Origin of the sequence: Actinomadura sp. 7K534, from assembly GCF_004348575.1 — a bacterium.
Lineage (GTDB): Bacteria > Actinomycetota > Actinomycetes > Streptosporangiales > Streptosporangiaceae > Spirillospora > Spirillospora livida.
Genome location: NZ_SMKB01000006.1, coordinates 24,696 through 51,429 on the forward strand (window position 1 = coordinate 24,696; position 26,734 = coordinate 51,429).

General features: G+C 72.8%; 28 protein-coding genes. 5 read left to right on the forward strand and 23 right to left on the reverse strand.

The genetic code is table 11. The features are described 5' to 3' along the window. Position 1: 1 nt before the first annotated feature. The 6 genes from E1266_RS02475 to E1266_RS02500 form a co-directional block, all read right to left on the reverse strand. Positions 2-547 (reverse strand): NADH-quinone oxidoreductase subunit B, encoded by a 546-nt coding sequence (locus E1266_RS02475; protein ID WP_132043258.1) that lies wholly within the window; start codon positions 545-547, stop codon positions 2-4. Beyond that, positions 548-907, reverse strand: coding sequence for an NADH-quinone oxidoreductase subunit A (locus tag E1266_RS02480; RefSeq protein ID WP_132043260.1), 360 nt, complete (start codon positions 905-907; stop codon positions 548-550). A 179-nt stretch (positions 908-1,086) separates the two neighbouring features. Next, positions 1,087-2,343 (reverse strand): geranylgeranyl reductase family protein, encoded by a 1,257-nt coding sequence (locus tag E1266_RS02485; RefSeq protein ID WP_207945379.1) that lies wholly within the window; start codon positions 2,341-2,343, stop codon positions 1,087-1,089. Between the two features lie 132 nt (positions 2,344-2,475). Beyond that, complete coding sequence (locus tag E1266_RS02490) at positions 2,476-3,177, reverse strand: demethylmenaquinone methyltransferase (RefSeq protein WP_132043264.1); 702 nt, start codon at positions 3,175-3,177, stop codon at positions 2,476-2,478. Between the two features lie 54 nt (positions 3,178-3,231). After that, positions 3,232-3,471, reverse strand: coding sequence for a DUF4229 domain-containing protein (locus tag E1266_RS02495; RefSeq protein WP_132043266.1), 240 nt, complete (start codon positions 3,469-3,471; stop codon positions 3,232-3,234). A gap of 65 nt (positions 3,472-3,536) precedes the next feature. After that, complete coding sequence (locus E1266_RS02500) at positions 3,537-4,517, reverse strand: threonine/serine dehydratase (protein ID WP_132043268.1); 981 nt, start codon at positions 4,515-4,517, stop codon at positions 3,537-3,539. Between the two features lie 248 nt (positions 4,518-4,765). On the opposite strand from E1266_RS02500, the gene E1266_RS02505 reads away from it, so the two are divergent. Beyond that, positions 4,766-4,969, forward strand: a complete 204-nt coding sequence (locus tag E1266_RS02505; protein ID WP_132043270.1) for a BldC family transcriptional regulator — start codon at positions 4,766-4,768, stop codon at positions 4,967-4,969. Positions 4,970-5,044: 75 nt separating this feature from the next. Here the strand turns inward: E1266_RS02505 and E1266_RS02510 are convergent, their stop codons facing one another. Continuing rightward, positions 5,045-5,320 carry a hypothetical protein gene (locus E1266_RS02510; RefSeq protein WP_132043272.1) on the reverse strand — a complete coding sequence of 92 codons (276 nt, stop codon included), beginning with the start codon at positions 5,318-5,320 and terminating at the stop codon, positions 5,045-5,047. Between the two features lie 14 nt (positions 5,321-5,334). After that, positions 5,335-6,315 (reverse strand): hypothetical protein, encoded by a 981-nt coding sequence (locus E1266_RS02515; protein WP_132043274.1) that lies wholly within the window; start codon positions 6,313-6,315, stop codon positions 5,335-5,337. A 137-nt stretch (positions 6,316-6,452) separates the two neighbouring features. On the opposite strand from E1266_RS02515, the gene E1266_RS02520 reads away from it, so the two are divergent. Then, positions 6,453-6,737, forward strand: a complete 285-nt coding sequence (locus tag E1266_RS02520; RefSeq protein WP_132043276.1) for a PLD nuclease N-terminal domain-containing protein — start codon at positions 6,453-6,455, stop codon at positions 6,735-6,737. 34 nt (positions 6,738-6,771) lie between these two features. Here the strand turns inward: E1266_RS02520 and ccsB are convergent, their stop codons facing one another. The 6 genes from ccsB to E1266_RS02550 all read right to left on the reverse strand — a co-directional run bounded on the left by ccsB (position 6,772) and on the right by E1266_RS02550 (position 12,557). After that, positions 6,772-7,752 (reverse strand): c-type cytochrome biogenesis protein CcsB, encoded by a 981-nt coding sequence (gene ccsB / locus E1266_RS02525; protein WP_243718187.1) that lies wholly within the window; start codon positions 7,750-7,752, stop codon positions 6,772-6,774. A 4-nt stretch (positions 7,753-7,756) separates the two neighbouring features. After that, positions 7,757-9,523 (reverse strand): cytochrome c biogenesis protein ResB, encoded by a 1,767-nt coding sequence (locus E1266_RS02530; protein WP_132043280.1) that lies wholly within the window; start codon positions 9,521-9,523, stop codon positions 7,757-7,759. Between the two features lies 1 nt (position 9,524). Continuing rightward, the gene (locus E1266_RS02535) at positions 9,525-10,268 is read right to left on the reverse strand and encodes a cytochrome c biogenesis protein CcdA (protein WP_132043282.1); all 744 of its coding nucleotides are present in this window, start codon (positions 10,266-10,268) and stop codon (positions 9,525-9,527) included. Positions 10,269-10,281: 13 nt separating this feature from the next. After that, positions 10,282-10,872, reverse strand: coding sequence for a TlpA disulfide reductase family protein (locus E1266_RS02540; RefSeq protein WP_243718188.1), 591 nt, complete (start codon positions 10,870-10,872; stop codon positions 10,282-10,284). Between the two features lie 45 nt (positions 10,873-10,917). Continuing rightward, positions 10,918-11,556 carry a histidine phosphatase family protein gene (locus tag E1266_RS02545; protein ID WP_132043284.1) on the reverse strand — a complete coding sequence of 213 codons (639 nt, stop codon included), beginning with the start codon at positions 11,554-11,556 and terminating at the stop codon, positions 10,918-10,920. A gap of 74 nt (positions 11,557-11,630) precedes the next feature. Next, a complete protein-coding gene (locus E1266_RS02550) occupies positions 11,631-12,557 on the reverse strand; it encodes a LysR family transcriptional regulator (RefSeq protein ID WP_132043286.1) in 927 nt (308 codons plus the stop codon). Between the two features lie 73 nt (positions 12,558-12,630). Here E1266_RS02550 and E1266_RS02555 point away from each other — a divergent pair, with 73 nt between their 5' ends. Together E1266_RS02555 and E1266_RS02560 are read left to right on the forward strand one after the other, a co-directional pair. Beyond that, positions 12,631-13,566 carry an EamA family transporter gene (locus tag E1266_RS02555; RefSeq protein WP_132043288.1) on the forward strand — a complete coding sequence of 312 codons (936 nt, stop codon included), beginning with the start codon at positions 12,631-12,633 and terminating at the stop codon, positions 13,564-13,566. Between the two features lie 5 nt (positions 13,567-13,571). Further along, a complete protein-coding gene (locus E1266_RS02560; protein ID WP_132043290.1) occupies positions 13,572-14,462 on the forward strand; it encodes a dihydrodipicolinate synthase family protein in 891 nt (296 codons plus the stop codon). A gap of 18 nt (positions 14,463-14,480) precedes the next feature. Here E1266_RS02560 and hemL read toward each other — a convergent pair whose 3' ends face one another. Continuing rightward, positions 14,481-15,776, reverse strand: coding sequence for a glutamate-1-semialdehyde 2,1-aminomutase (gene hemL / locus E1266_RS02565; RefSeq protein ID WP_132043292.1), 1,296 nt, complete (start codon positions 15,774-15,776; stop codon positions 14,481-14,483). A gap of 240 nt (positions 15,777-16,016) precedes the next feature. Between hemL and E1266_RS02570 the strand changes: the two genes are divergently transcribed. Then, positions 16,017-17,729 carry a serine/threonine-protein kinase gene (locus E1266_RS02570; protein WP_165965900.1) on the forward strand — a complete coding sequence of 571 codons (1,713 nt, stop codon included), beginning with the start codon at positions 16,017-16,019 and terminating at the stop codon, positions 17,727-17,729. Here E1266_RS02570 and E1266_RS02575 read toward each other — a convergent pair whose 3' ends face one another. The 8 genes from E1266_RS02575 to E1266_RS02610 form a co-directional block, all read right to left on the reverse strand. Continuing rightward, complete coding sequence (locus tag E1266_RS02575; protein WP_132043296.1) at positions 17,730-18,374, reverse strand: bifunctional DNA primase/polymerase; 645 nt, start codon at positions 18,372-18,374, stop codon at positions 17,730-17,732. A gap of 119 nt (positions 18,375-18,493) precedes the next feature. Further along, entirely contained in the window at positions 18,494-19,489 is a 996-nt protein-coding gene (gene hemB / locus E1266_RS02580) for a porphobilinogen synthase (protein ID WP_132043298.1), read from the reverse strand. 64 nt (positions 19,490-19,553) lie between these two features. After that, positions 19,554-21,083 (reverse strand): bifunctional uroporphyrinogen-III C-methyltransferase/uroporphyrinogen-III synthase, encoded by a 1,530-nt coding sequence (locus E1266_RS02585; RefSeq protein WP_279436297.1) that lies wholly within the window; start codon positions 21,081-21,083, stop codon positions 19,554-19,556. Positions 21,084-21,259: 176 nt separating this feature from the next. Further along, complete coding sequence (gene hemC, locus E1266_RS02590) at positions 21,260-22,189, reverse strand: hydroxymethylbilane synthase (RefSeq protein WP_279436296.1); 930 nt, start codon at positions 22,187-22,189, stop codon at positions 21,260-21,262. Positions 22,190-22,247: 58 nt separating this feature from the next. Further along, on the reverse strand, positions 22,248-23,882 hold the full coding sequence (locus E1266_RS02595; protein WP_207945380.1) for a glutamyl-tRNA reductase: 1,635 nt from the start codon (positions 23,880-23,882) through the stop codon (positions 22,248-22,250). A gap of 46 nt (positions 23,883-23,928) precedes the next feature. Beyond that, positions 23,929-24,669, reverse strand: coding sequence for a redox-sensing transcriptional repressor Rex (locus E1266_RS02600; protein WP_132043300.1), 741 nt, complete (start codon positions 24,667-24,669; stop codon positions 23,929-23,931). Positions 24,670-25,006: 337 nt separating this feature from the next. Beyond that, positions 25,007-25,285, reverse strand: a complete 279-nt coding sequence (locus E1266_RS02605) for a glutaredoxin family protein (protein WP_132043302.1) — start codon at positions 25,283-25,285, stop codon at positions 25,007-25,009. A gap of 1 nt (position 25,286) precedes the next feature. Continuing rightward, on the reverse strand, positions 25,287-26,558 hold the full coding sequence (locus tag E1266_RS02610) for an antibiotic biosynthesis monooxygenase (RefSeq protein ID WP_132043304.1): 1,272 nt from the start codon (positions 26,556-26,558) through the stop codon (positions 25,287-25,289). Between the last annotated feature and the right edge of the window lie 176 nt (positions 26,559-26,734).

The window sequence follows — 26,734 nt, forward strand, 5'->3', positions numbered from 1 at the left end:
CTCAGGCCCCCTGTCCCAGCAGCGGAAGCCGGCGGCGCTTCGCCTCTTCCAGCTCGGCGATCTGCTTCTGGCGCTGCGGGCCGAGCTTGGTGTTCTGGATCTGGTCGTGCAGCTTCACGATCGCGTCGAGCAGCATCTCCGGCCGCGGCGGGCAGCCGGGCAGGTAGACGTCCACCGGGACGACGTGGTCGACGCCCTGCACGATCGCGTAGTTGTTGAACATGCCGCCGGACGAGGCGCACACGCCCATCGCGATGACCCACTTCGGCTCGGTCATCTGGTCGTAGATCTGCCGCAGCACCGGCGCCATCTTCTGGCTCACCCGGCCCGCGACGATCATCAGGTCGGCCTGCCGCGGCGTCGCCGAGGCGCGCTCCATGCCCCACCGGGAGAAGTCGTGCCGGGGGTCGCCCGTCGCCATCATCTCGATCGCGCAGCAGGCGAGGCCGAACGTCGCCGGCCACACCGAGCTCTTGCGCGCCCACCCGGCGACCTGCTCGACCGTGGTCAGCAGGAAACCGCTGGGGAGTTTCTCCTCGATACCCATTTAGTCCCACTCCAGACCGCCGCGCCGCCAAACGTAGGCGTACGCGACGAGAACGGCGGCGATGAACAGGACCATCTCGACAAGGGCGAACAGCCCCATCCGGTCGAACGCGACCGCCCAGGGGAAAAGGAAGATGATCTCAATGTCGAAGACGATGAACAGCATCGCCGTCACGTAGTACTTGATCGGAAAACGCCCGCCGCCCACCGGCTGCGGGGTCGGCTCGATACCGCACTCGTAGGCGTCGAGCCTGGCGCGGTTCCATCGCTTGGGCCCCGTCAAGGAGGCCATCACCACCGAGAAGGCGGCGAAGCCGAAGCCGAGCACCCCGAGCGCGATGATCGGAATATAGAGATCCATGCTCTACGGCCTCTCCTCGGAACGTACGACGTTGTACGGAACGGCCCCGCCGCGGGCCGCCACCTTGGCCAAGGTGTTCAATAGCGCTCCCCTCAGGGGGTCGGTCATGCACTGTAGTCCGCTCACCTGCGGAAGCATGAATCGCAGGGCCCCGCTCATGCCGTCGCTCATGCCGTCGCTCATGCCGACGGAGCCACCTTCTGCATCGCGTTGATGACGCGGTCCATCGAGTCCCCGCCCTTGGGATCGGTCAGGTTCGCCAGGAGCTTGAGCGTGAACCGCATCAGCGTGGGGTGGGGCAGACCGTGCGAGGTGAGGAACTTCATGATGCGCGGGTCGCCGATCGCCTGCACGAACACGCGGGCCAGCGTGAAGTAGCCGCCGTGCTCGTCCTTCAGGATGCGCGGGTACTCGTACAGCGTCCGCTCCCGCTGCGCGGGGGTGCGGCGCGCCAGCGCCTGCACCATGATGTCGGCGGCCAGCCGGCCGGACTCCAGCGCGTAGTCGATGCCCTCCCCGTTGAACGGGTTGACCATGCCGCCGGCGTCGCCGACCAGCAGCATCCCGCGGGTGTAGTGCGGCTGCCGGTTGAAGCCCATCGGCAGCGCCGCGCCGCGGATCTTCGAGGTCGCGTGCTCCTCGTCGAACTGCCAGTCCTCCGGCATCTGCGCGCACCAGCGCTTGAGGAGCCCGCGGTAGTCGACGTTCTGGAACGCCTGGCTGGTGTTGAGCAGGCCGCAGCCGACGTTGGACGTGCCGTCCCCCACGCCGAAGACCCAGCCGTAGCCGGGCAGGAGGCGCTCGCCGTCCCACAACTCCAGCCACGCCTCCATGTAGTCGTCGTCGTGGCGCGGCGTCTGGAAGTAGCGGCGGACCGCGACGCCCATCGGGCGGTCCTCGCGCCGCTGCAGGCCCATCGCGAGCGACAGCCGGGTCGAGTTGCCGTCGGCGGCGACGACCAGCGGCGCGTGGAACTCGACGTCCTCGCCCTCGTACTTCGCGGTGACGCCGGTGATGCGGTCGGTGCGCTCGTCGAGGATCGGGCCGGTCACCGTGCAGCCCTGCAGCAGCCGGGCGCCGGCCTTCGCGGCGTGCTCGGCGAGGAACTGGTCGAAGTCGGTGCGCTTGCGGACGAGCCCGAAGTCGGGGAAGGACGCGAGCTCCGGCCACGGCAGCTCCACCTTCACGCCGCCGCCGTAGATGCGCAGCCCCTTGTTGCGCCCCCAGCCGGGGTCGTTGACGTCGACGCCCATCCCGATGAGGGCGCGGACGGCGCGCGGGGTGAGGCCGTCACCGCAGATCTTGTCCCGCGGGAAGGTGGCCTTCTCCAGCAGGAACACCTCGAGACCGGCCTGCGCCAGCCAGTAGGCGGTCGACGATCCGGCGGGGCCTGCCCCGACGACGATGACGTCTGCGTGTCGGGCGGAGTCGGTCACGGCGTTCCTCTTCAGCTCGTTCGCTTGTGAAGCACTTCACAAGGATCCGACGGGGAGTCTATTCCTTTATCAGGACTGGTGGGTACTTCTGGGTGGTCCGGATCTGGATCGCTCCCACCGGCCGGCCATGCCTCACCCCGGATTCACGGCGTGGTGGAGCGCGGCCACCCCGAACGTGAGGTCCCGCCAGCGCACCTCGCCCCAGCCCGCGTCCTGGAGCAGCCGCGCCAGCGCCGCCTGGTCCGGCCAGGCCAGCGTCGACTCGGCCAGGTAGCGGTAGGAGTCGGGGTTGGAGCTGACCCGCGCCAGCAGCGGCAGCCCGAACTTCAGGTGCGTCCGGTGGCCGAGCGCGAGCAGCCCGTTCGGGGGGTGGCTCACCTCGCACACCAGCAGCCGGCCGCCGGACCTCGTCACCCGCCGCAGCTCGCGCAGCGCCTGCCCGGTGTCCGCGACGTTGCGCAGCCCGAACGAGATCGTCACGGCGTCGAACACGCCGTCCGCGAACGGCAGCCGCAACGCGTCCCCGGCCACGAAGCTCAGCCGCCGCGCACCCGCCTGCCGCCGCACACCCACCCGCAGCATGCCGAGCGAGAAGTCGCACGCGACGGTGTGCGCGCCCGCCTCGGCGAACGGCACCGAGGACGTCCCCGTCCCCGCCGCGAGGTCGAGGATCCGCTCCCCGGGGCGGGCCGCCACGGCCCGCACGACCTCCCGCCGCCACCGCCGGTCCTGCCCACCGGTCATCAGCGTGTTCAGCAGGTCGTACCGCTCGGCGGTGCCATCGAACATCGCCGCAACGTCGGCGGGCTTCTTGTCAAGGGAGGCGCGGCTCATGCCCCCACCCTAGAAGGCGCGGCACGCCGGTCACGAACCGCGGGGCCGCTCCCGCTAGGCGTCTTCTTTGGTTACCGACCTTTGGAATTTCTGTCGCTGGGTGCGGACGCCGGAGACCACTACCGAGGACATCCGGTCGCGCTGGGTGGAGAGGAGGACGTAGCTGACCACTCCGCTGATGAGCAGCGCCATCAGCAGGAGGAGGAATCCGCGTGCTCCGAGCAGCGCCAGTACACCCGCGGTCGCCGCGAAGATCGCTAGCCGCGCCAAGGTATAGAGAACGACGGTACGCATGACACTCCCGAGGCTACCCCCCGCCCCCACCAGCCGGGATCCGGGGCCCCGGCGGCACGGCGCTCCTACTTGAGGAGGTCCAGGAGGAGGGCCGGGTCGATGTTGCCGCCGGAGAGGATTGACACGTACGTGCGGGCCGGGGGCAGTTCGGCTTGGCGGTGCAGGTAGGCGGCGGTGGCCACGGCGCCGCCGGGTTCGGCTATCAGGCGGGCTTCGCGGGCCAGGCGGCGCATCGTCGTTTCGATCTCTTCCTCGGTGACGGTGACTATGCCGTCCACGTGGGCGCGCATGTGGGCGAAGGGGAGGTCGCCGACCCGCTGGACGCGGAGGGCGTCGGCGATGGTGCGGCCGGTCTTCTCCGCGTCCCAGGTGACGGGACGGCCGGCGCCCATGGAGTCGCGGGCGTCGGCGGCCAGTTCCGGTTCGACGCCGATGATCGTGGCCTCCGGGCGCAGGGCCTTGACGGCGGCGGAGATGCCGGCGATCAGGCCGCCGCCGCTGACGGGGACGAGCACGACGTCCACGTCGGGGCGGTCCTGGACGATCTCGACGCCGACGGTGCCCTGGCCGGCGATGACGCGGGCGTCGTCGTAGGGCGGGATCATCGCGAAGCCGTGCGCGTCGGCGAGCTTCGCGGCGGTCTCGGCGCGGGCCTGCGACGTCGGCTCGACGTAGACGACCTCGGCGCCCAGGGCGATGCACGCGTCGACCTTCACGCCGGGGGTCGTGTGCGGCATGACCACGACCGCCTTGACGCCCAGGGCGCGGGCCGAGTAGGCGACGGCCTGCGCGTGGTTGCCGCTGGAGTGCGTCACGACGCCGCGTGCGCGCTCGGCCGGCGGCAGGGCGGAGATGGCGGCGTACGCGCCGCGCAGTTTGAACGCGCCGATCGGCTGCAGCGACTCGGCCTTCAGCAGAAGTGCCGGTTCGCCGGCCGCCGCGGGTGCGGGGTCGCGGGGAAAAGGCACGAGCGGCGTGCGGGCCGCCACGCCCGCAATGCGTTCTGCGGCACGCTCTATCTCCGGCAGGGATACGAGGTCGGACATGTTCTGGGAGACTACTTCGCACGGCGGACAGGGGCTGCCCCGCGGCCCGTCCCGGACGTGACATGGCAGGTCAAACGGGGTCAACGTGAACGGCGTTGCCCATGTCGCGGGTACCGAGAGTCATCGCTCCTGCTCGGCGTACTACGGACCGTGATCTTTTCCGAAAACAAGGGAGAAATCGGTCTTGACCCGCCACACTGTTAAACAGTCCACCCGCGCCGAGAGCGGGACAAAGGGGGAGAGAAAACGTGGAGAGCACGAGCGAGCGCCTGCTGACCCCAGGAGAGGTCGCCGCCCTCTTCCGGGTCGACCCGAAGACGGTCACCCGGTGGGCCGCCGCGGGCCGGATCAGCAGCATCCGCACTCCGGGAGGGCACCGGCGCTTCCGCGAGTCCGAGGTGCACGCGCTGCTGCGCGGCGAGGAGACCGTCGCCGAGCATTCGGCCCGCTGACCGGACCTCAGCCGCCCGGACCGCCGCGCCGTGGCAGTCCCCTCCGCCCGGGCGGCCGGGGCCCTTCCCTCCCCGTCACACCTGGCCTCCCGCGTCGTCCGCCTTCCACTCCTCGAACCGGCGGAGCAGGTCCGCGTCCTCGTCCCGCCAGCGGCGCCGCCGCTCCGCCAGTTCCTCCTCCGTGAGCGACTCGCCCAGGAGGCGGTCGTAGTCCGGGTCGCCCGGCCCGATCTCGACGTAGGCGTCGGCGATGATCCGTCCCTCGCCCGCTCCGGAGTCCGGCTCGCCGGGTTCGGTGAGGACGCTGTGCGGAACCCGGAGCGTGCCATCGGGGAGCCGGATCACGTACATCCTCGATCGCCCTCCTAGATCCCGTACCTGCGGTTGAAGAAGAGCATGACCTCCAGGGCCGTCCGGATGTTGCCGCCGAGCATATCCACGAGGGCGGGGCGCTGGCGGGAGGAGATCGCGGCGAAGGCGTCCGCGAAGAACTCGCGGCGCCCGAGGGCGTTCGGCTGGCGGTGGAAGTCGCTCGCCAGGTGCGGTCCGCACTCCTCGTACAGCTTCCGGAACGCGGGGCTGTCGGACGTCCACTCGCCGTCGTCGCCGTCGATGTCGTCGAGCGCGTGGCCGACCTCGTGCAGCATCACGTCGGGGGTGGGGGACGGCCGGTCCCCCACGACGATCTTGCGGTCGCCGTACGCGCCGGCGCAGATGTCCCAGGTGGCGCGGCCGGAGGGGAGCGGCCGGTCGCGCAGGTGGCCCATGTCGTCGAGCTGCGGGACGCCGCCCGGCCCCACGTAGATCCCGTCGAGCCCGCCCGCGAGCTTCTCCTTCAGCGGCGCGGGCAGCGACGCCAGGCTGTCGATGGCGCCGATGACCTCGGGTGTCGGCGGCCCGTCCCGGACGTCCCATTGCCGGTAGAGGATCCCCTCCAGGGAACCGCAGTGCCGGCGGCCGTCGGCGGCGTGCGGCGTGCCCGGCGGGTACGGCTCGACTCGCAGCCGGTCGTCCTCCAGCTCGAAGTCGCTCCACGAGTAGTCGCCGGACCGGGGGCGGCCGAGCCTGCGGCGTACCGGCCCGCGCCGCTCCGGCCGTCCCGCGAGCTCGGTCACCGGGTCGGGGCCGCCGTCCGCGGCGCCGGGGCCGAGCGCGTAGTCGTCGTCACGGCCCGCCTTGCGGAACCGCCCGAACCGGTCGCGGGGCTGATTGCTGCGCGGCCGCACCTGCCCCGAGTCGGGCGGCGACGAGGAGTACGCGGTGTCGTCCTTGCGGCTCCGCACGCCGCGCGGCGACTCCCGGCTCCGGAGCTCCCGGGGCTTGCGGTGGACGCCTTTGAAGCGCATCAGGCTCCTCTGTCAGCGGGCCCCGCGGGGGTCACGAGCGACGCTCGTCGAGTCCGGTGCCGGACAGGGCCCCTCCGGAAGGGTAAGCCGGGACCCGACTCGGCGTCATCCCCGCAAGTCACGGATACCCTTTTAGCGTGATATACGTGCTGGTAACCCTGCTTTTGGTTGGTTTCTGGGTCTTCTGCATCCTGGACGTGCTCCGGACCGACGCGTCCGAGGTGCAGCACCTGCCGAAGGGGGCCTGGTTCGCGATCGTCCTGGTCCCCCTCGTCGGCTCGGTGCTGTGGCTCCTCGAGGGGCGTGCCCGGCGGTCGGCCGTCCCGGGCCCGCGGGTCGCCGCCCCGGCCCCGAAGGGCCCGGAGGACGACCCGGCGTTCCTCCGCGATCTGGAGCGCCGGCTCCGCGACGGGGACGGCTGACGGCGCCCCCTCCCAGGGGAGGGGGCCGCGGGGGTCAGGCGTAGGAGTGCAGCCCCGAGAACATGTAGTTCACGCCGAAGAAGTTGAACATCAGGGCCGCGAAGGCGATCAGGGACAGGACCGCGGCCTTGCGGCCCTTCCACCCGGCCGTCGCGCGGGCGTGCAGGTAGGCCGCGTAGATGATCCACGTGACGAAGGACCAGACCTCCTTCGGGTCCCAGCCCCAGTAGCGGCCCCACGCCTGGTCGGCCCAGATGGCGCCCATGACGATCGCGGCCGTCCAGATCGGGAACGCGAACATCGTGACCCGCATCGCGAGGCGGTCCAGGCTCTCGGCGGACGGGACGCGGGACAGCACGCCGCCGTCCGCGAGGGTGCCGCGGGACTCGGCGCGGGCCTTCAGCAGGTAGAGGATCGTGGCGGCGCCCGCGACGGTGAACGCGCCCGTCGCGACGATCGCGGCGCTGACGTGGATGGCGATCCAGTACGAGTTCAGCGCCGGGGTGACCGGGCCCACCGAGTCGTACAGCCAGATGTTCGCGACGCCGAGCGCGATGACGGCGGCCAGCATGACGAACGCGCCGAGGAACCGCGCCTTGTACCGGTACATCACGAACAGGAACGCGGTGACGGCGGCGAACGCGATCGCGGTGAGGAACTCGTACATGTTCCCCCACGGCCAGCGGCTCGCGGCCAGCCCGCGGGACACCATGACGCCGAGGTGCGCGGCCCAGCCGAGCACGCTCATGAAGACCGCGAGGCGGACCCAGTCGACCTGCGGGCGCTCGCCCTCGTCCGCGCCCTCGTCCCCGGCCTCGGCGGTGGCCGGGTCGTCGGCCGCGGCGCCCGCGGCGCCCACCAGGACCTTCGCCTCGGACGTCTCCCGTGCCTCCGCCGCCGCGCGGCGGCGGCCGAAGCCGAGGTCGACGGCGTAGGCCGCCAGCGCGACCACGTACATCACCACGGTGGTCAGCATGAGCTTGTCGCTCAGGTTCGCGAGGTCGGCGTCGCTCACCTCGTCACTCCTTCGGTTCGGTCGCCGGACCGGATCCGCGGTCGGCGTCGGGCTCGGGCTCGGATTCGGGCTCGCTACCGGGCCCCTCATCGGGCCCTTCGTCGGACTCGTCGTCGGGCCCGTCGCCGGGCTCGTCCTGCGGACCGCGCAGCGCGGTCACGATCTCGTCGAACTCGGGGGTCGGGTTCCCCAGCGTGAGGCCACCGACCTCGACCACCGTACGCCCGCCCTCCGCGGCGCTCGCACGGACCCACACCCTGCGCCGCCGGACCATGAACGACGTCGCCACGCCCAGCACCGCGAGGATGGCCGCGACCAGGGCGGGGATGCGTCCCGGGTCCCGGTTGACCGAGAGCGTCACGTACTGCCGCAGCCCGTCGAACGTGATCGAGCCGCCGCCGGGCACGTCGAACGTCTCGCCCGGTTCGAGCAGCTTCTGGCCGTCCTTGACGGGGTGCAGCGTCTCCCCGACCCCCTCCAGCTTGTAGACCGACTGGGGGGTTCCGGAGTCGAGGCCGATGTCGCCCTTGAACGAGGTGATCGTGACGACCGGGCGCAGCGGCGCGGGGAACCCCGAGACGATCTGCTTCCCGTCCTGGCTCGCCATCGCGGTCGGCCACAGGATCCCGTAGAAGGCGAGCTGGTCGGGCTGCGCGTCCGGGACCTTGATGACGCCCTCGGACGTCAGGTTCCGCGGCTCCATCTCCAGGAACGGCACCGAGTCCTGGAACGCGATGTCGCCCTCGGCGTCCCGCACGGTGAAGACCGGCGCGTAGCCGTGCCCGAGCAGGTACACCTTCGCCCCGCCGACGTTCAGCGGATGGTTGATCCGCAGGTCGTACGGCTTCTCCGCGGCGTCCGGGCCGGAGCGGTAGCGGATGTCGGCGTTGAACGCGGTGGCCTGGCCGCGCTTGTCGCCCTCGGTCTCGTACTCGGCCTTGAAGTCGTCCAGGGTGAGGGTGAACGGGGCCAGCTCGCCGTCCTCGAAGGCGCGCCCGGGGGTGAACTGGTCGTACAGGCTCAGCGAGTTGGCGAACGTCTTGCCCTCGGTCAGCAGCACGTTGCCCTGGTAGCCGAACAGGTTGCCGAGGCCGAGCGCGAACAGCAGCGCCAGCAGCGAGACGTGGAAGAGCAGGTTGCCGGTCTCGCCGAGGTAGCCCTTCTCGGCGGACGCGGCGCCGCCCGCCACGTCCACCCGGAACCGCCGCCCGCGCAGCACCTCGCGCGCCTCGGCGAGGACGTCCTCGGGGGACGCGTCCGTCTCGTACTTCGCGGACTGCGGCAGCCGCCCGAGGTTCCGGGGCGCCGCCGGCGGCCTGGCCCGCATCGACCGGTAGTGCTGGAACGCGCGCGGGATGACGCACCCGGCGAGGGAGACGAACAGCAGGATGTAGATCGCCGCGAACCAGGGCGCGGCGAACACGTCGAACATCGACAGCCGGTCCAGCCACGGACCCGCGGTCTTGTGGTCCTCCAGGTAGGCCGCGACCTGCTCGGGCGCCTGCCCGCGCTGCGGCAGGATCGACCCGGGCACCGCGCCGAGCGCCACGAGGAAGAGCAGGATGAGCGCCGTGCGCATCGTGGTGAGCTGCCGCCAGGCCCAGCGCAGCCAGCCGAGCGGGCCGATGCCCGCGGGGCGCGGTGTCTCCCCCGGCGCCTGCCGCGCGGCGGGCGCGCGGGTGCCCGAGGCGTCGGCCGTGTCCGCCGTGTCGGCGGTGCCGGTGGCGGCGCCGGTGGTGTCCGTGGTTTCCGTGCCCTGGTAGTCAGTCATCTCAAATCACCGGTTGGAAGCCGCTGATCCACGACTTCAGCTCGATGTTCAGGTCACCCCAAAGGCCGCTCACCAGCAGCACCCCGATGAGGACGAGCATCCCCCCGCCGATCCGCATGACCAGGGGGTAGTGGCGCTTCACCGCGCCGAACGCCCCGAGCGCCCGGCGGTAGCCGACCGCGGCCGCCACGAACGGCAGCCCGAGGCCGAGGCAGTACGCCAGCGACAGTAGTGCGCCGCGCCCCGCGCTCGCCTCCGTGACGGCGAGACTCTGCACGGCGCCGAGCGTCGGGCCGATGCACGGCGTCCAGCCGAGGCCGAACAGGACGCCGAGGAGCGGCGCGCCCGCGAGGCCCGCCGCGGGCAGCCGCCCGGACTTCACCGTCCGCTGCAGCCCCGGGACGAACCCCATGAACGCGAGGCCGAACAGGATCGTGATGACGCCGAGGACGCGGGTGATGGGCTCCTGGTACTCCAGCAGCCACCGGCCCAGCCCCCCGAAGACGGCGCCGTAGCTGACGAACACGACGCTGAAGCCCGCGACGAACAGCAGGACGCCGGCGAGCAGCCGGCCCCGCTTCTGCTCGGCCAGCTCGACGCCGGACATGCCCGTCACGTACGACAGGTAGCCGGGCACCAGCGGCAGGACGCACGGCGAGGCGAAGGACACGAGCCCGGCGAGCGCCGCCAGCGGCGCCGCCGCCACGAGCGACCCGCTGACGACCGTATCGTCGACCGAGCTCACTGGTCCGCCGTGCTCATCGTTCGGCGGAGACCTTGGAGACCAGCGGGGCGAGCTTGGAGACGGTCGTCGCGCCGATGATGCGGGCGGCGACCCGGCCCTCCCGGTCGAGGACGAGCGTGCTCGGGATCGCGCTCGGCGGCACCTCGCGGAACGCCAGCGTCACCTGGCCGCCGGCGTCGAACAGGCTCGGGTAGGTGATCTTGAACTTGCGCTCGAACGCCTCGGCGTTGGGCTTGGAGTCCTTGAAGTTGACGCCGAGGAACTCGACGCCCTCGTCCTTCTTCTCCGTGTAGACGTGCTGCAGCGACGGCGCCTCGCCGCGGCACGGCGCGCACCAGGACGCCCAGAAGTTGACGACCACGACCTTGCCCTGGAAGTCCGACAGCTCGAACTTCTCGCCGGTCAGCAGCTCGCCGCCGACGCCCCGCACGCTCGTGCGGTCCGCCGGCTTGTACTCGGTGACGTTCCCGTCGCCCGAGATGAAGCGGTTGTCGTCACCGCCGGGCCCGCTCCCGGCCGCGCCGGTCCCGGCGCAGCCGGCCAGCAGCGCGCAGAGCGCGGCCGCGGCGGCGGCCGCGCGCAGTGGGGAGACTCGGGGGTTCAACGGACCCTCCTACTACAGGACGTAGTACACAATCTACCGGCGCCGTCAGGCACCCGGGACACTGGGGCCCTTCGCGATCCCGGCGGCGGGCTCGTTGTAGGCGACCTCCACGAGCCGGCTGCCGTTGAACGTCAGGCTGGTGACGCTGGCGAGGGAGCACTCGCGCTTGTTCGGCAGGTGCCAGAGGCGGCGGCGCTCGGCGTGCAGCCGCAGGGTGTAGATGGGCAGCTGGTGGCTGACGCAGACGGCCTCGTGCCCGCGCGCCGCCTCCCGCGCCCTGATCACGGCGCCGCGCATCCGGGCGGCGAGCGCCCGGTACGGCTCGCCCCAGGACGGGCGGAACGGGTTGCGCAGGTGGTACCAGTGCTCGGGACGCTTCAGCGACCCCGCCCCCGCCCCGAACGTCAGGCCCTCGAAGTGGTTGTCGGCCTCGATGAGACGGTCGTCCACGGTCACGGGCAGGTCGAACGAGTCGGCGAGCGGCGCGGCCGTCTCCAGCGCCCGCTGCATCGGGGAGGAGAACAGCGCGGCCACGTCCCGGTCGGCGAACCATTTGGCGGCGGCCTTCGCCATGAGGACGCCGTCCTCGCTGAGGCGGTAGCCGGGCAACCGCCCGTAAAGGATCCCCTCGGGGTTGTGCACCTCGCCGTGCCGCATCAGGTGAACGATCGTCTTGTCAGTCATCGCGAGGTCAGGGTACCTTCGCCGCCCCCTCCTCCGGCCCACCGGTCCACCCGCGGCCGCGGGGGGCGGGCGGCTCAGGCGGGCGCGTCGGTGAAGACGGGGACGCCGGGGGGCACGGCGGCGCGCAGCGCGCCGACGACGGCGCGGATCCCGGGCCTGCGGGCGGCTTCCTCCCGCCACAGGGCGTAGACCCGGCGCGACAGGGGGTCGGCCAGCGGGACGACCGCCACCCCCGGCGGTACGTCGCAGCGGCCGAGCCGCGGCAGGATCACGTTGCCGAACCCCGCCGCGACCAGGGACAGCTGCGAGGCGAACTCGTAGACCATGTGCTCGATGCGGGGCTCGCTGTCGACGGCGCGGAGCGTGCGCAGCAGCCAGTCGCAGCAGATGCTGTCCGGAGACGAGCTGATCCACGGGTCGCCGGCCAGCTCCTTGAGGTCGATCGCGTCGCGGCCGGCCAGCGGGTGCCCGGCGGGCAGCGCCACGTCGGCGACGTCGTCGCAGATGACGCCCTTGCACAGGCCCTCCGGCAGCGGGAGCGGCTCGTTGTTCCAGTCCTGGACGACCGCCATGTCGAAGTCGCCGCGCGACACGAGCGGCATGCTCTGGTTCGGGTCCTCCTCCCGGACCAGGAGGCGCAGGTCGGGATGGTCGGCGCGCAGGATGCCCAGCGCGGCGGGCATCAGCCCGCGGACCGCGGTGGGGAACGCGGCGACGGTGAGCTGCCCGACGACGGAGCCGCGGTGCGCCTCCAGGTCGGCCTGCGCCTGCTCCACCAGCGACAGGATGCGCTCGGCGTGCGCGACGAGCAGCTCGGCGGCGTCGGTGAGCCGGACACCGCGCCCGTTGCGTTCGAGGAGCTTCTGGCCGGTCTCCCGCTCCAGCTTCGCGAGCTGCTGGGAGACCGCCGAGGTCGTCACGTGCAGGACGTCGGCGGCCGCGCTGACCGAGCCGTAGGTCGCGACGGAGTGCAGCGCGCGCAGCCGTTCGAGATCAAGCATGAAGCAATACTAAAACGAAACGTCAAGAAATTCTCGCTTGCCCTAAAGCAAGTCGCCGACGACGATCGGACGCATGACCCCACGCCATGTCCTCCTCGCCACGCTGGTCGCAGCGATGTGGGGCTTCAACTTCGTCCCGATCAGCGTGGCGCTGGACGACTTCCCGCCGCTGCTGATGGGGGCGCTGCGGTTCACGGCCGCGGCCGTGCCCGCCGTCTTCCTCGTGCGGCGGCCGCCGGTGCCGGCGCGCTGGCTCGTGCTGGTCGGCCTGCCGCTCGGGGTGGGGCAGTTCGGCCTGCTGTTCATCGGCATGCACATGGGGATGCCGGCGGGGCTGGCGTCGGTCGTCCTCCAGGTGCAGGCGATCTTCACCGCGCTGTTCGCGGCGCTGCTGCTGCGGGAGCGGCTGAGCGCAAGGCAGGTCGGGGGCATGGTCGTCGCGTTCGGCGGCGTCGCGCTGATCGGCATGGCGCAGTCCGATGGCGGCGGCCCGGCCGGGGCGTTCCTCGTCTGCCTCGCCGCCGCCGCGAGCTGGGGCCTGGCGAACATCGCGATGCGGCGGATGAACCAGGCGGCCACCGGGCCGGTCGACGCGTTCGGGTTCATGGTGTGGGTGTCGCTGGTGCCGCCGCTCCCGCTCTTCGCCCTGTCACTGCTCTTCGAGGGGCCGGGCGCCGTCCCGGAGGCCGCGCGGAACCTGTCGGTCGCGGGCGTCTCCTCGCTGGCGTTCATCGCCTACGCCGCGACGCTCGGCGGGTTCGGCGCGTGGGGCTGGCTGATGCGCCGGTACGAGGCCAGCACGGTCGCCATGTACTCGCTGCTCGTGCCGCCGTTCGGGCTCCTCTCCGCGGTCGTCCTGCTCGGCGAGCGGGTGGACGCGGCCCGGCTCACCGGCGCGGTCCTCGTCGTCGCGGGCGTCGCCGCCGGGACCGTCCGCCTGCGGCGGCGCGCCGCCGCTCCGCCCCCCGTCCTGCCCCCCGCCGACGCCGAACTCGCGGAGACAAGGTGAGACCCATGCACGGAATCCACGCCTCGCTCGTGACGCCGTTCACCCCGTCCGGCGAGGTGGACGCCGCGTCGCTCGAACGGCTCGCCGTCCACTGCCTGCGGAACGGGGCGGACGGCCTGGTGGCGCTCGGCACGACCGGCGAGGCCGCCATGCTGAGCCCGGCCGAGCAGCACACGGTGCTGGAGGTGTGCCGGGCCGTGTCGATCGAGCACGGCACGCCGCTGATCGCCGGCGCCGGGACGATGTGCACCGCGGAGTCGATCCGGCAGGCCCGCGAACGCGCCCCGCTGGCCGACGCGCTGCTCGTCGTCGTCCCGTACTACCTGCGCCCGTCGGACGAGGCCGTCCTCGACCACTTCGCCGCGATCGGGAACGCCGTGGACGTGCCGATCCTCCCGTACAACATCCCGTACCGGACGGGGAAGCACCTCGCGGCGGACACCCTCGTCCGGCTGCTGTCCCTCGGCTCCGTCGCCGGGATGAAGCACTGCGCGGGCGCCATCGACCGCGACACCCTCGCCGTGCTGGCGACCGGCACGGGCAAGGCGGTCCTGGCCGGGGACGACGCGTACGTCTTCCCGATGCTCCAGCTCGGCGCGGCCGGCGCCGTCGCCGCGTCGGCCTGCCTCGCGCCGGCCGCCTTCGCCGCGCTGGCGGCCGCGGCGCGCGACGGCGACGCGGCGCGCGGGCTGGCGCTCCACAACGCGCTGTTCCCGTTGGCGGAGGCGCTGTACAGCGAACCGGCCCCGGCCGTCCTCAAGGCGTGCCTCGCCGAGGTGGGCGTGATCGACGAACCCGCGGTGCGCGCTCCGCTGCTCGCACCGGACCCCGGATCGGTCTCCACGGCCCTGGCCGCCTTCCATGCGCTCCCTGCACTCGCCCTGGAAGGCGTTTAGGACGACGCTGGACGCCTTTCAGGACACTGCACGGGCCGCGGCCTGGGCTGCGCTGGGAAGGGCGTCCAGAACCCGTCCCAGAGCTTCCTCGTCATGCGCCGCCGACAGGAACCACACCTCGTACGCCGACGGCGGCAGATAGACACCGCGTTCCAGGGCGGCGTGGAAGAACGCCGCGTACGCCTTGGAGTCCTGGTGCTGGGCGGCCGCGAAGTCCCCCACCTTGCCCTGGGTGAAGAAGATCGAGAACAGGTTGCCGGCGTGCTGCGCCGAATGCGGGACGCCCTCCCGGGTCAGCGCCTCCGACGCCGCCTTCGACACGAGCTCCGCCGACCGGTCGATCGCCGCGTACACCTCGTCCGTCGCGTTGCGGAGCGTGGCGAGCCCGGCGGCGGTGGCGAGCGGGTTCCCCGACAGCGTGCCCGCCTGGTAGACGGGACCGGCGGGGGCGAGGCGGTCCATGACGTCGGCGCGGCCGCCGAACGCGGCGGCGGGCAGCCCGCCGCCCATCACCTTCCCGAACGTCATCAGGTCGCCCGGCACGCCCTCGATCCCGTACCAGCCGGACTTCGACGCGCGGAACCCGGTGAGGACCTCGTCGATCACCAGCAGCGCGCCGTACCGCTCGCACAGCCGCTTCAGCAGCGCGTTGAAGCCGTCCAGCGGCGGCACCACGCCCATGTTGCAGGGCACCGCCTCGGTGATGACGCAGGCGATGTCGGTGCCGTGGTCGTGGAACGCCGTCTCCACCGCCGTGACGTCGTTGTAGGGCAGGATGAGCGTGTCGGCGGTCGTCGCGCCCGTCACGCCCGGCGTGTCGGGCAGGCCGAACGTGGCGACGCCGGAGCCCGCCGCGGCGAGCAGCGCGTCGACGTGCCCGTGGTAGCAGCCGGCGAACTTCACGATCTTGGTGCGGCCGGTGAAGCCGCGCGCCAGCCGGATCGCCGACATCGTCGCCTCGGTGCCCGAGTTGACCAGCCGGACCTTCTCCACCGGGGTGCGCGCCACGATCTCCTCGGCGAGCTCCACCTCGCCCGGCGTCGGCGCCCCGTAGGACGTGCCGCGGCCCGCCGCGTCCCGCACCGCCTCGACGACGGCCGGGTGCGCGTGCCCGAGGATCATCGGCCCCCACGAGCACACCAGGTCGACGTACTCGTTGCCGTCCGCGTCCGTCAGGTACGGGCCGCGCCCCGACGCCATGAAGCGGGGCGTGCCGCCCACGGCCCCGAAGGCCCGCACCGGCGAGTTGACGCCCCCGGGCACGAGCCCGGCGGCACGGTCGAACAACTGCTGCGAGCGCTCAATACCAGTCACGCGGTCCAGTGAACCATCCCCGTCCGGGGCGCCGTGCGCGCCCGCAGGCGCCCCGCCGCGAGCGAAATGAGGCAGTCAGTCCGTTGCAGTTCGGCGACTTGCCTTGACCTCGCACGGTACGGGCCGATATTCCACCAAGTACGACATCGGCGCCCTGTCTCGCTCACGGTCTCACGGCGCCTCCCGCACTCACCGGCTGTACTCACCGGCCGTACTCATCTGACAGGCCGTATCGGAGGGATGGCTTTCAACGTGGTTGACGGCTGGACGGTCCCGGGCTTCACCCACGACCGGGAGCTCGGCGGCGGCGCCTCGGGCCGGGTGATGCTGGCGACCGACGAACTGACCAGCACCAAGGTCGCGATCAAGTACCTCGACGGCGCGCTCGCCGGCGACGAGGCGTTCCTCGCGCGGTACCGCGCGTCCGCGCGCAGCCTGTCGCAGATCGAGGACCCCAACGTGGTCGACCTGTACGACTTCGTCGAGGCCCCCGACGGCTCGGCGATCGTGATGCAGTACGCAGAGGGCGTCAGCCTGCGCCGCGTCCTGGCCGCGCAGGGCCCCACCGGCCCCCTGGCGGCCCTGTCGATGCTGGGCGGCACGCTCCTCGGCCTCGCCGCGGCGCACGACCAGGACGTCGTGCACGGCGCGCTGCGCCCGGCGAACATCCTCGTGGACGCGAACGGCAACGCGCGGCTCACCGACTTCGCGACGGCGCCCGCGGGCACCGAGGCGCAGTCCGCCCCGCCGTACGCGGCGCCCGAGCTGTGGGACGGCGCGCCCGCCACCGTCGCCACCGACCTGTACGCGGCCACCGCGGTCTTCTACGAGTGCCTCACCGGGCGGCCCCCGTACGCCGGGCGGAACATGGCGCGGCTGCACCGCGAGGCGCCGGTGCCCGCCGAGGAGGTCCCCGGGCCGCTCCGCGACCTGATCCACAAGGGCCTCGCCAAGGACCCGGCGCAGCGGCCGCGGTCCGTCGCCGACTTCCTCGGCGCGCTGGAGGACGCGGCCGTCTCCGCGTACGGCCCGTCCTGGGAGGCGCAGGGCCGCGGGCGGCTCACCGAGCTCGCCGCGCAGGCGGCGGCGTACCCGGAGCCGCCGAAGCCGAAGCCGGCCCGCGCCAGCGGCCGCAACCCGATCGTCGCGGGCAAGCAGTCCGGTGGCGGGGGTCGCGGGCGCTGGATCCTCGCGGGCGTCGCCGTCCTCGTGGTCGCCGGCGCCGGCGCGAGCGCCATGACGCTGCTGCGGGGCGACGACAAGCCGCCGCCCGACCCGGCGCCCGCGCAGAGCAGCACACCGCAGCCCTCGCTGCCGGTCGGCGGCGTGGACCCGGCGCCGCTCGTCGCGCAGATCGACCAGGCCGTCAACCAGGCCCCCGGCGCGCTGTTCAGCTACCGGCAGTCGGGCTGCTGCGGCTTCCCCGCCACGGCCAAGGGGACGTTCGGCCTCGCGCAGGGCGGGGAGGCGTCCTACTCGCTGACGCTCGCGGGGACGGGCTCCGCGCGCAAGCCGGTGCGCGCCTTCATCGTCCAGGACCGGCTCTACGTGCGCGTGGGGCGGCAGTGGAAGGCGTCGGCGCTCGGCGGGCGCGGCTACCCGGCGGCGGCCGACCAGGTCCGCCAGGGCAGCTCCGTCGGCAACCTGACGGCGCTCCTGCGGTCGGCGACCAAGCTCACCAAGGGCGAGAGCACCGAGACGGGAACGATCTACGAGGGCGAGGCCCCGGCGGCGAAGCTCGCGGAGGCGCCCGGCATCGGCCCGGTGTACGCGCAGATGGCGCAGGCGACCGGCGCGCAGCAGCTGGCCTTCGCGATCAAGGTCGACCCGGGGTACCGGCCGACCGCGTTCTGGGTCCGCGCGGGCGCCGAGGACGGCCGCAACCAGACGATGCGCGGCTCGTACTCCAAGTGGGGCCGCAAGCCGCCCATCCAGGCCCCGCGTACTGCCTGATCAGGCGTCCTCGCAGCTGTCGGCGAGGACCTCCAGCAGCCGCAGGGGGTCGGGGAGCGGGCCGCGGGCCGGCGGCCGCAGCCAGCTGACCTCGCGCCCGTACGGGAGGACGGACGGCGGCGCCACGACGTAGCTGTCGCGGCAGTGCCACCGCATGCCGGGCGTCTCCGCGACGTCCTCCGGCAGGGTGTCGAGGTGGCAGGACCACCACTCGTCCTCGTCCACGGGCGCGCCGCGCGTCGCGACGAAGAACAGGTGCCGGTCCCCGCCGAAGGACGCGACGGGCCCGACGGGCAGGTCCTCGTCCTCGATCCGGTCGAGCGCGATCGCGCCCGCCGCGGCCGGGACGTCGAACACGTCGAACACCCGGCCGGTCGGCAGGATGATGTTCGCCAGGGGGCGCTTCACCCACCAGCGGTCGATGACGCCGGTGTCCACGCTGGCCTGGTGCGCCCAAGTCGCCGACACCGGGTGCGCGCCCGGGTCGGGGCAGCCGATCCGGTCGCACGAGCACGCCCGGTCGCCGCCGTTGGGGGGATGCGCGCCGGGGAAGGAGGGCCAGCCCAGCCCGGCGTACCGCCGCGCCGCGGAGGCCATCCGGTCACGCGCCGCCTTCTGCCGCCTGCTCCCCGACACCACCAGCATGTACGCCCCCAATACCCAAGGTCGAAGCGCGGTTCCCGACTAACGCGGTTCCTGACTAACGATGATGCCCGCCGCGCAAACCCCCGGGCACGGCAACCCCCGGATACGACCCCAAGTGACTAGGGAGAGTCCTGGGACAGGCGGCGGGCCACCTCCGTGGCCCAGTAGGTCAGTGCGATGTCCGCGCCGGCGCGGCGGATCGACAGGAGGGACTCCATGATGGTGCGCTCGCGGTCGATCCAGCCCTTCGCCGCGGCGGCCTCGATCATCGCGTACTCGCCGCTGACCTGGTAGGCGGCGACGGGCACGTCCACGGTGTCGCGGACGCGGCGGACGACGTCGAGGTAGGCCCCGGCGGGCTTCACCATGACCATGTCGGCGCCCTCGTCGAGGTCGAGGAGCACCTCGCGCAGCGACTCCTCGGCGTTCGCCGGGTCCTGCTGGTGGCTGGCGCGGTCGCCGAACCGCGGCGCGCACTCGGCGGCCTCGCGGAACGGGCCGTAGTACGCCGAGGCGTACTTCACCGAGTACCCCATGATCGCGATGTCCGGGTGGCCGGCGCCGTCGAGCGCGGCGCGGATCGCGGCGACCTGGCCGTCCATCATGCCGCTCGGGCCGACGACGGCCGTGCCCGCCTCGGCCTGCGCGACCGCGATCGACGCGTACCGCTCCAGCGTGGCGTCGTTGTCGATCTCGCCGGAGTCGGTGAGGACGCCGCAGTGCCCGTGGTCGGTGTACTCGTCCAGGCACAGGTCCGTCATGACGACGGTCGCGTCGCCCAGGTCGCCGCTCAGGTCGCGCAGCGCGAGCTGGACGATGCCGTCCGGGTCGTCGGCGGCCGAGCCCGTGCCGTCCTTCACCGCCGGGACGCCGAACAGGATGATCCCGCCGACGCCGGCCTGCGCCGCCTCGTGCGCGGCCTTGCGCAGGCTGTCGCGGGTGTGCTGGTACACCCCCGGCATGGACGAGACGGGCTGCGGCTCGGTGATGCCCTCCTTGACGAACATCGGCAGGACCAGATCGGCGGGCGCGAGCCGCGTCTCGGCCACGAGCCTGCGCAGCGCGGGCGTGCGGCGCAGCCGTCGCGGCCTGGCGACGGGGAACTGTGCGGACATGTCCTTCTCCCGGTTCGGGTGTTCCGCGCCGGCGCGCCCCGGCGGCTTCGGTCTCGTTACGGTCTCAACGGCGGCGCCGGGCGCCCCGGCGCATCTGGCTGGGCTTGCGGAGCGGGTCGCCCGCCTCGATCTGGGCGGCCCTCCGCTTGGCACCGTACTCCGCGAGCGCCGCCGCGAGGGTCGAAACGGACGGCTTCTCCGCCATGACGTCCACGCGCAGCCCGTACTCCCGCGCGGTCCGCGCGGTCTGCGGGCCGATCACGGCGATCACCGTCACGTTGTGCGGCTTGCCCGCGATCCCGATCAGGTTCTTCACCGTGGACGACGACGTGAACAGCACGGCGTCGAACCCGCCGCCCTTGATCGCCTCGCGGATCGGCGCGGGCGGCGGCGCCGCCCGGACCGTCCGGTAGGCGGTCACGTCCTCGCACTCCCAGCCGAGCTCGGTCAGCCTGGCGATGAGCACGTCGGTGGCGATGTCGGCGCGCGGCAGCAGCACCCGGTTGATCGGGTCGAGGTCCTCGTCGTAGGGCGGCCACTCCGCCGCGAGGCCCTCGCCGGACTGCTCCCCGGACGGCGTCAGGTCGGGCTGGACGCCGAACTCCACCAGCGCGGCGGCGGTCTGCTCGCCGACGGCGGCGACCTTCAGCCCGGCGAACGCGCGGGCGTCGAGGCCGTAGTCGACGAACTTCTCCCGGACGGCCTTGACGGCGTTGGTGGAGGTGAACACCACCCACTCGTACCGCCCGGTGACCAGGCCCTTCACGGCGCGGTCCATCTGCTGCGGGGTGCGCGGCGGCTCGACGGAGATCGTCGGGACCTCGTCGGGGACGGCCCCGTACCCGCGCAGCTGGTCCGACAGCGACGCGGCCTGCTCCTTCGTCCGCGGCACGAGGACCCGCCACCCGAACAGCGGCTTGGTCTCGAACCAGGACAGCTTGTCGCGCCAGCCGACCACGTCCCCGACGACGATCAGCGCGGGCGCCTCCATGCCCTTCGACGCGGACGCCAGCTTCTGCAGGGTCGACACGACGGTCTCCTGCTCGGTGGTCGTGCCGAGGCTCGTCATCGCGGCGGGCGTGGAGTCGGGGCGCCCGGCGGCGACGAGGCCCTTGCAGACCTCGGCCACCGCGTGCTCCGCGCCCATGATCACGAGCGTGCTGTCCGGGGCGGCGAACCGCTCCCAGTCCACCCCGCCCTCGGAGGCGTCCACGACCCGGATCTCGCGGTGGTCGGCGTCGGTCAGCGGGATGCCCGCGTACCCGGGCACGCCCGTCACCGCGGACACGCCCGGCACGACCTCGAACGGGACTCCGGCCTTGGCGAGCGCGGAGCCCTCGGCGGCCAGCCCGCAGCCGAGGCCCGGGTCGCCGTTCACCAGCCGGACGACCCGCCGCCCCGCCTTGGCGGCGCGCGAGGCGAACCGGACGGGGTCGCCCTCCGCCGAGTCGATGATCTCCACGTCGGGGCGGCAGTGGGCGAGGATCTCCTCCGGGCACTGGGCACGGCTCACGATCACCGTGTCGGCGCGGCCGAGCTCGGCCGCGGCGCGCAGGGTCAGCAGGCCCGGGTCGCCCGGCCCCATCCCGACGATCGAGACGGTGCCGAGCGCGGGCGGCGCCGCGGCGGGCTCGTTCGTCGCGCCGGTGCTCGTCGCCTCGATGTCCGTCACCTCGGTGTTCTCGGCCTCGGTGTGCTTCGCCTCGGTCGGCTTCGCCTCAGTGTTCTGCGCCTCGGTGTTCTTGGCGGCGGTGCTCTTCGCGGCGGGGCTCAATCGCGCTCCCCCATCAACTGGTCGGCCCCCTGCGCGAGCAGCCGGTCCGCGAGGTCGCGGCCGATCTGCTCGGCGGCATCCGGGTGGCCGCTTGCGGACAGCCTGATCTGCCGGCTCCCGTCGTACGCGGCGACGGTCGCCGTCAGATGCAGTTCTTCTTCTACTTCGGCAGCGTACGTCCCCACGGGCGCGGAGCAACCCGCCTCCAGGACGGCGAGGATCGTCCGCTCGGCGGTGACGGCCCTCCTGGTCGCGGCGTCGTTGACCGTTCCAAGGAGTTCGCGGAGGTCTGCCCGGTCGGACCGGCATTCCAGCGCGAGCGCGCCCTGTCCGGGCGCGGGCAGCATCTGGTCGGTGTCGAAGACCTCGCCGACCGCCTCGACCCGCCCGATCCGCCGGAGGCCCGCGTGCGCGAGCACGACGGCGTCCAGTTCCCCGTCGGTGACCTTCGCCAGCCGGGTGTCGGCGTTGCCGCGGATCGGGATGACGTCCAGGTCGGGACGCAGCGCCCGCAGCTGCGCTATGCGGCGCGGCGAACCGGTGCCGACGCGCGCCCCGTGCGGCAGGTCGGCGAGCTTCACCGGGCTGCACAGCGCGTCCCGCGGGTCGTCGCGGGCCGGGGTCGCGGCGAGCGCGATCCCGGGCGTCTCGGACGTCGGCAGGTCCTTCAGCGAGTGCACCGCGAAGTCCACCTCGCCGGAGAGGATCTTGTCGCGGAGCGCGTTGACGAAGACCCCGGTCCCGCCCATCTGCGCGACCAGGGCCTTGGAGACGTCACCCTGGGTGGTTACCCCCACCAGCTCGACGGCATGCCCCGTGCGCTCCGTCAACAGGTCCGCGACCCGCTGCGACTGCGTCGTCGCCATCAGGCTCTTCCGGGTCCCGAGCCGCAGCGGGCCCCCGGTGGCGCCCGGCCGACCGCTCAATCCCTGACTCAATGGCTCGCTCCGCTCGGCTCTCGGCGGGCGGCGCCGCCGCCCGCGATCACGTCGTGTCTCCTTCGCGCGCCGCGACGGCGTCGCCGGCGCTGACGGCCCGGACGCTCGCGGCCTGCGCGTTCACCGTCTCCGCGCGCACGCCCTCCAGCTCGTGGGCGTTGACGTCCCGCACGCTCACTTCGCCCGCGGCGGCGTCGTCCATGGCTGCGTTGCCCGGGGCCGCGTCGTCCGTGCCGGTCCCTCGCGCGCCCTCGGGCGGGGACGGGATGCTCACACAATCGGCTTCGGCGCACTCGGCGTCAACCGCGGCGGCCGAAGCGTTCCAGTCCGGCGCGGCCGCCGGCCCGTCCTCGTCCATGTCGGCGTCCATGTCGGCGTCCATGTCGGCGCGGGCGACGGCCTCGGGCGCCTTCGGGTCCAGGTCGAACAGCTCGCGGAGCGCGTCGGCGTAGGAGTCGCCGCCCGGCGCCGCCGCCAGCTCCTTCACCCGGACGGTCGGCGCGTGGAGCAGCTTGTCCACGACGCGCCGGACGGTCTGGCCGATCTCCCGGCGGGCCCGCTCGTCGATCTCGGGGAGCCGGCCGCTCAGCCGGTTCAGCTCCGCCTCCACGACATCCGCGGCCTTGCTGCGCAGCGCGACGACCGTCGGGGCGACGGCGGCGGCGCGGGCCGCGCCGAGGAACGCCTCGACCTCCTCGCGCACGATCCGCCGGGCGGCCTCGACGGCCTTCGGGCCGATGGCCTGCGCCGCCTCCTGCTCGGTGCGCAGGTCGTCCAGCCCGGCCAGCCGGACGTCCGGCAGGTCGCCGGCCTCCCGCTCGATGTCGTGCGGCAGCGCCAGGTCGAGCAGGAAGCGCTTGCGCCCGTCGGAGCCGACGCCCCGCGCCGCGAGCTGCGCCGCGGTCAGCACGACGCCGGTCGCGCCGGTGCAGGAGACCACCAGGTCGGCCTCGGCTATGGCGGCGTCCAGCAGCGACAGCTCGACCGCCCGGGACGGCACGTCCAGCGACTCCGCGAGCCGCACGGCCCGCTCGTGGGTGCGGTTCGCCACCACGACCTCGCGGGCGCCGGAGCGGCTCAGCGTCGCCGCGGCCAGGGAGCTCATCGAGCCGGCGCCGACGACCAGGGCGCGCACGCCGTCCAGCGGCCCGAGGTGCCGGACGGCGACCTCCAGGCCCACGCTGACCAGGGACGCGCCCGCCTTGTCGATGCCGGTCTCGTGGTGGGCGCGCTTGCCCACCCGCAGCGACTGCTGCAGGACGTCGTGCAGGTCGCGGCCGAGCGTGCCCTCGTCCTTGGCGAGCCGGAACGCCTGCCGGATCTGCCCGAGAATCTGGCCCTCGCCGACGACCATCGACTCCAGGCCGCACGCCACCGCGAACACGTGCTGGACGGCCCGCTCCTCGTAGTGGACGTAAAGATGCCGCGACAGGTCGTCCAGCGGTATGCCGGAGTGGAGGGCGAGCAGTTCTGAGATGGCCGAGACGCCGCCGTGGAACTTGTCCACGACCGCGTAGATCTCGACGCGGTTGCACGTCGACACGATGGCGGTCTCGGCGACGTTCACGGACCTGTGGACGGCGTGCAGCAGCTTGACCAGGTCGTCCCCGGCCACCGCGGCGCGCTCCAGCACCGCGACGGGTGCGCTCCGGTGGCTGAGTCCCACGACCAGAATGCTCATATGGCCTCTCCCGCGTCTCCCTGGTTACCCGGTCGGACTGCCCCGATCATGCCTCTACAGTTTCCACATACTGTGACGTACCGGGAGGCGCGTCCCCCTCCTGGAGGGGGGCGAGACCGTCCGGTCCCCCGGCCTTGCGCTGCTCGTGGAACGCAAGGATCTGCAGTTCGATCGACAGGTCGACCTTTCGCACGTCGACGCCTTCCGGCACCGAGAGCACGACCGGCGCGAAGTTCAGCACGCTGGTGACGCCCGCGGCCACCACGCGGTCGCAGACCCCCTGGGCCGCGCCCGCGGGGGTCGCGATCACGGCGATGGACACGCCGTGGTCGGCGATGATGCCCTCCAGCCGGTCGATGTGCTCCACCACCATCCCGGAGATCTCCTGGCCGACGATGGCCTCGTCCGCGTCGAGCAGCCCCGCGACGCGGAAGCCGCGGGACGCGAAGCCGCCGTACCCGGCCAGCGCCCGGCCCAGGTTACCGACGCCAATGATCGCGACCACCCAGTCCTGGGTGAGGCCGAGTTCGCGGGAGATCTGGTAGACGAGGTACTCGACCTCGTACCCCACCCCGCGCGTCCCATACGAGCCCAGGTGGGAGAGGTCCTTGCGGAGCTTGGCCGAGTTGACGCCCGCCGCCGCGGCCAGTTCCTCCGAGGACACGGTGGCGACGCCGCGCTCCTGCAGCGCGGTCAGCGCGCGCAGGTACACCGGCAGCCGCGCCACGGTGGCTTCCGGGATGCCGCGGCCCGCGCGGTCGCGGGATCGGTTCTGTCGAGGTGTCACGGCCTGCTCTTCGGGCTCGTCGCTGGGCACGGGGACGCGGACCCGTGGCCCCGGTCTGGTGCGGTCCGGCAGGCGGCCTCACACCGCTTTCCGACCGCCCCGGGGCTGCCCCTCAGGTTAAGCCTTTGTGAACAGACGCACAAAGTCACCCCCGCTTCCGCGGGCGCCGCCCGGCCCGCTCACGACGACGAGAACACCGCCCACCAGGGGCTTTCGAGCGTACGTCGCGTCCACGAGACCGCCACACGATGTGACCGACTCGACAAACCGGGCACCCGGAAACAGGTGCCGCGCACCGCCCGCCGCGCGGGCCGGGTGGGCCGGGTGTCAGGGGGTGTCAGGCCGCTTCGCGCAGTTTCGCGATGGCGGCGCGGAGGCGGTCCTCGTCGACGCGCCAGAAGTCGTGCTGGACGCCGTTGACGAGCGTGACCGGGATCTGCTCCCAGTACTGCTCGGTGTCCCGCTCGGAGAGGGTGATGTCCCGCTCCTCCCACGGCACGTCCAGCTCGCGGGCGACCCGCTCGATGACCGCGCGGGCGTCGTCGCACAGGTGGCAGCCGGGCTTGCCCAGCAGCGTGATCACGATGCCGGGCGCGGCCCGCTCCGTTCCGGTCATGTCACCTCCCGGGGAACTCCGGCGCCGGGAGCGGCACCTTGGCCGCGCCGAGGCGCAGTTCGATCACGTTGGTGGCCAGCACGTGCGTCCGGGACTCGGCCAGGAACCGCTGCAGGTGCGGCTGGCGGCGGTGCGCGGCGAACGCGGCGTCGTCCCGGAAGAGCTGGTAGAAGATCCGCTGCGTGGGGGCCCCGACCACCTCGTGGCTGGCGAAGATCACGGTCTCCGGCTCCAGCGCGCGGGCGGCCTTGACGAGCTCGGCGGCGAGCCGGTCGAAGGCGTCCTCGCGGCCGTCCAGGAGCGTGTAGACGGTGATCTGCCCGCACGCCCCGCCCAGCCCGCCGGCCCGGGGCTGGTCGGCGGCCGGGAGGCCGCCCAGCGCGGCGGCGGCGCCGACCCCGTCCACGGCCGTGGGGCCGGCGGGGTTCTCCCGGAAGCGGAGGTCCTCGGCCGGGGCCGGCTCGGGGAAGCGCAGCTCGCCGCGGCGCGGGTCGTGCGAAGGGGTCGGCGCCGGGACGGGCTCGCGCCGTCCGGGCGGGTAGCCCTGCTCTTCGTATCCGGTCACCGGCTCATCCCCGTAGTCGTCCCCATAGTCGTCATAGTCCTCGTCGTCGTAGACCGGGATCGTGCGCATCGCCCCGTACCAGACGAGGCCGGCCGCCCCGCCGAGCGCGATCACCGCGAGCGGCGCGGGGAGGAACCCGCGGCTGCCGCTCACCACCAGCACGCCGCCCAGCGCGACCAGCGCGATGGGGATCAGCAGCTCGGCGGCCTCCTGGTCCTGCTTGCTCGCCAGCCACGCGGTGACCCCGGTGCACCCGGCCAGCGCGAGCACCGCGACGACGTGCGCGCCGTCGATCAGCAGCAGCGGCAGGGCGTCGTAGGTGTCGCGGGGCTTCGGCAGGTCCTTCGACAGCTTGCCCTTGAGCGGGTCCAGCAGCAGGATCACGATCGCGACGAACGTGTAGGAGATCGCGAACAGCCACGCGGCGAACCGCACCTGCACGTACCGCGCGATCAGCTCGATCATGCCGAGCGCCAGCCAGACCGGCGCGATCAGCGCGGCGCCGAGCTCCATGACGCGGAAGAACACGCCGTTGAACCCGGCGAGGAAGCCGACGCCCATGGACAGCAGCGCGAGCGACAGCCCGACCTGCGTGAACGACCACGCGATGAGGTAGAGCAGCCGGTCCTTTTGGGCGCGCTGGATCAGCAACCCGGTGACGAGTAATGCGCCAAGGGCTGCCAGGAGCGCGAGCAGAGCAGAGAGCATCGCGCCCCATGTTGCCCGATGCCGGGGGGAGACGGGTAACCGCTCACGTGAACGGCTCAGCCCCGGCTGCGCCGACCGCCCGCGCCGGCCCCTGCGGCGATCGCACACGCCGCGGCGTGCACGTACCTCTGCACGCACCATTGCCTGGCGTACGTGTCGGTATCTAGAGTGGCAAA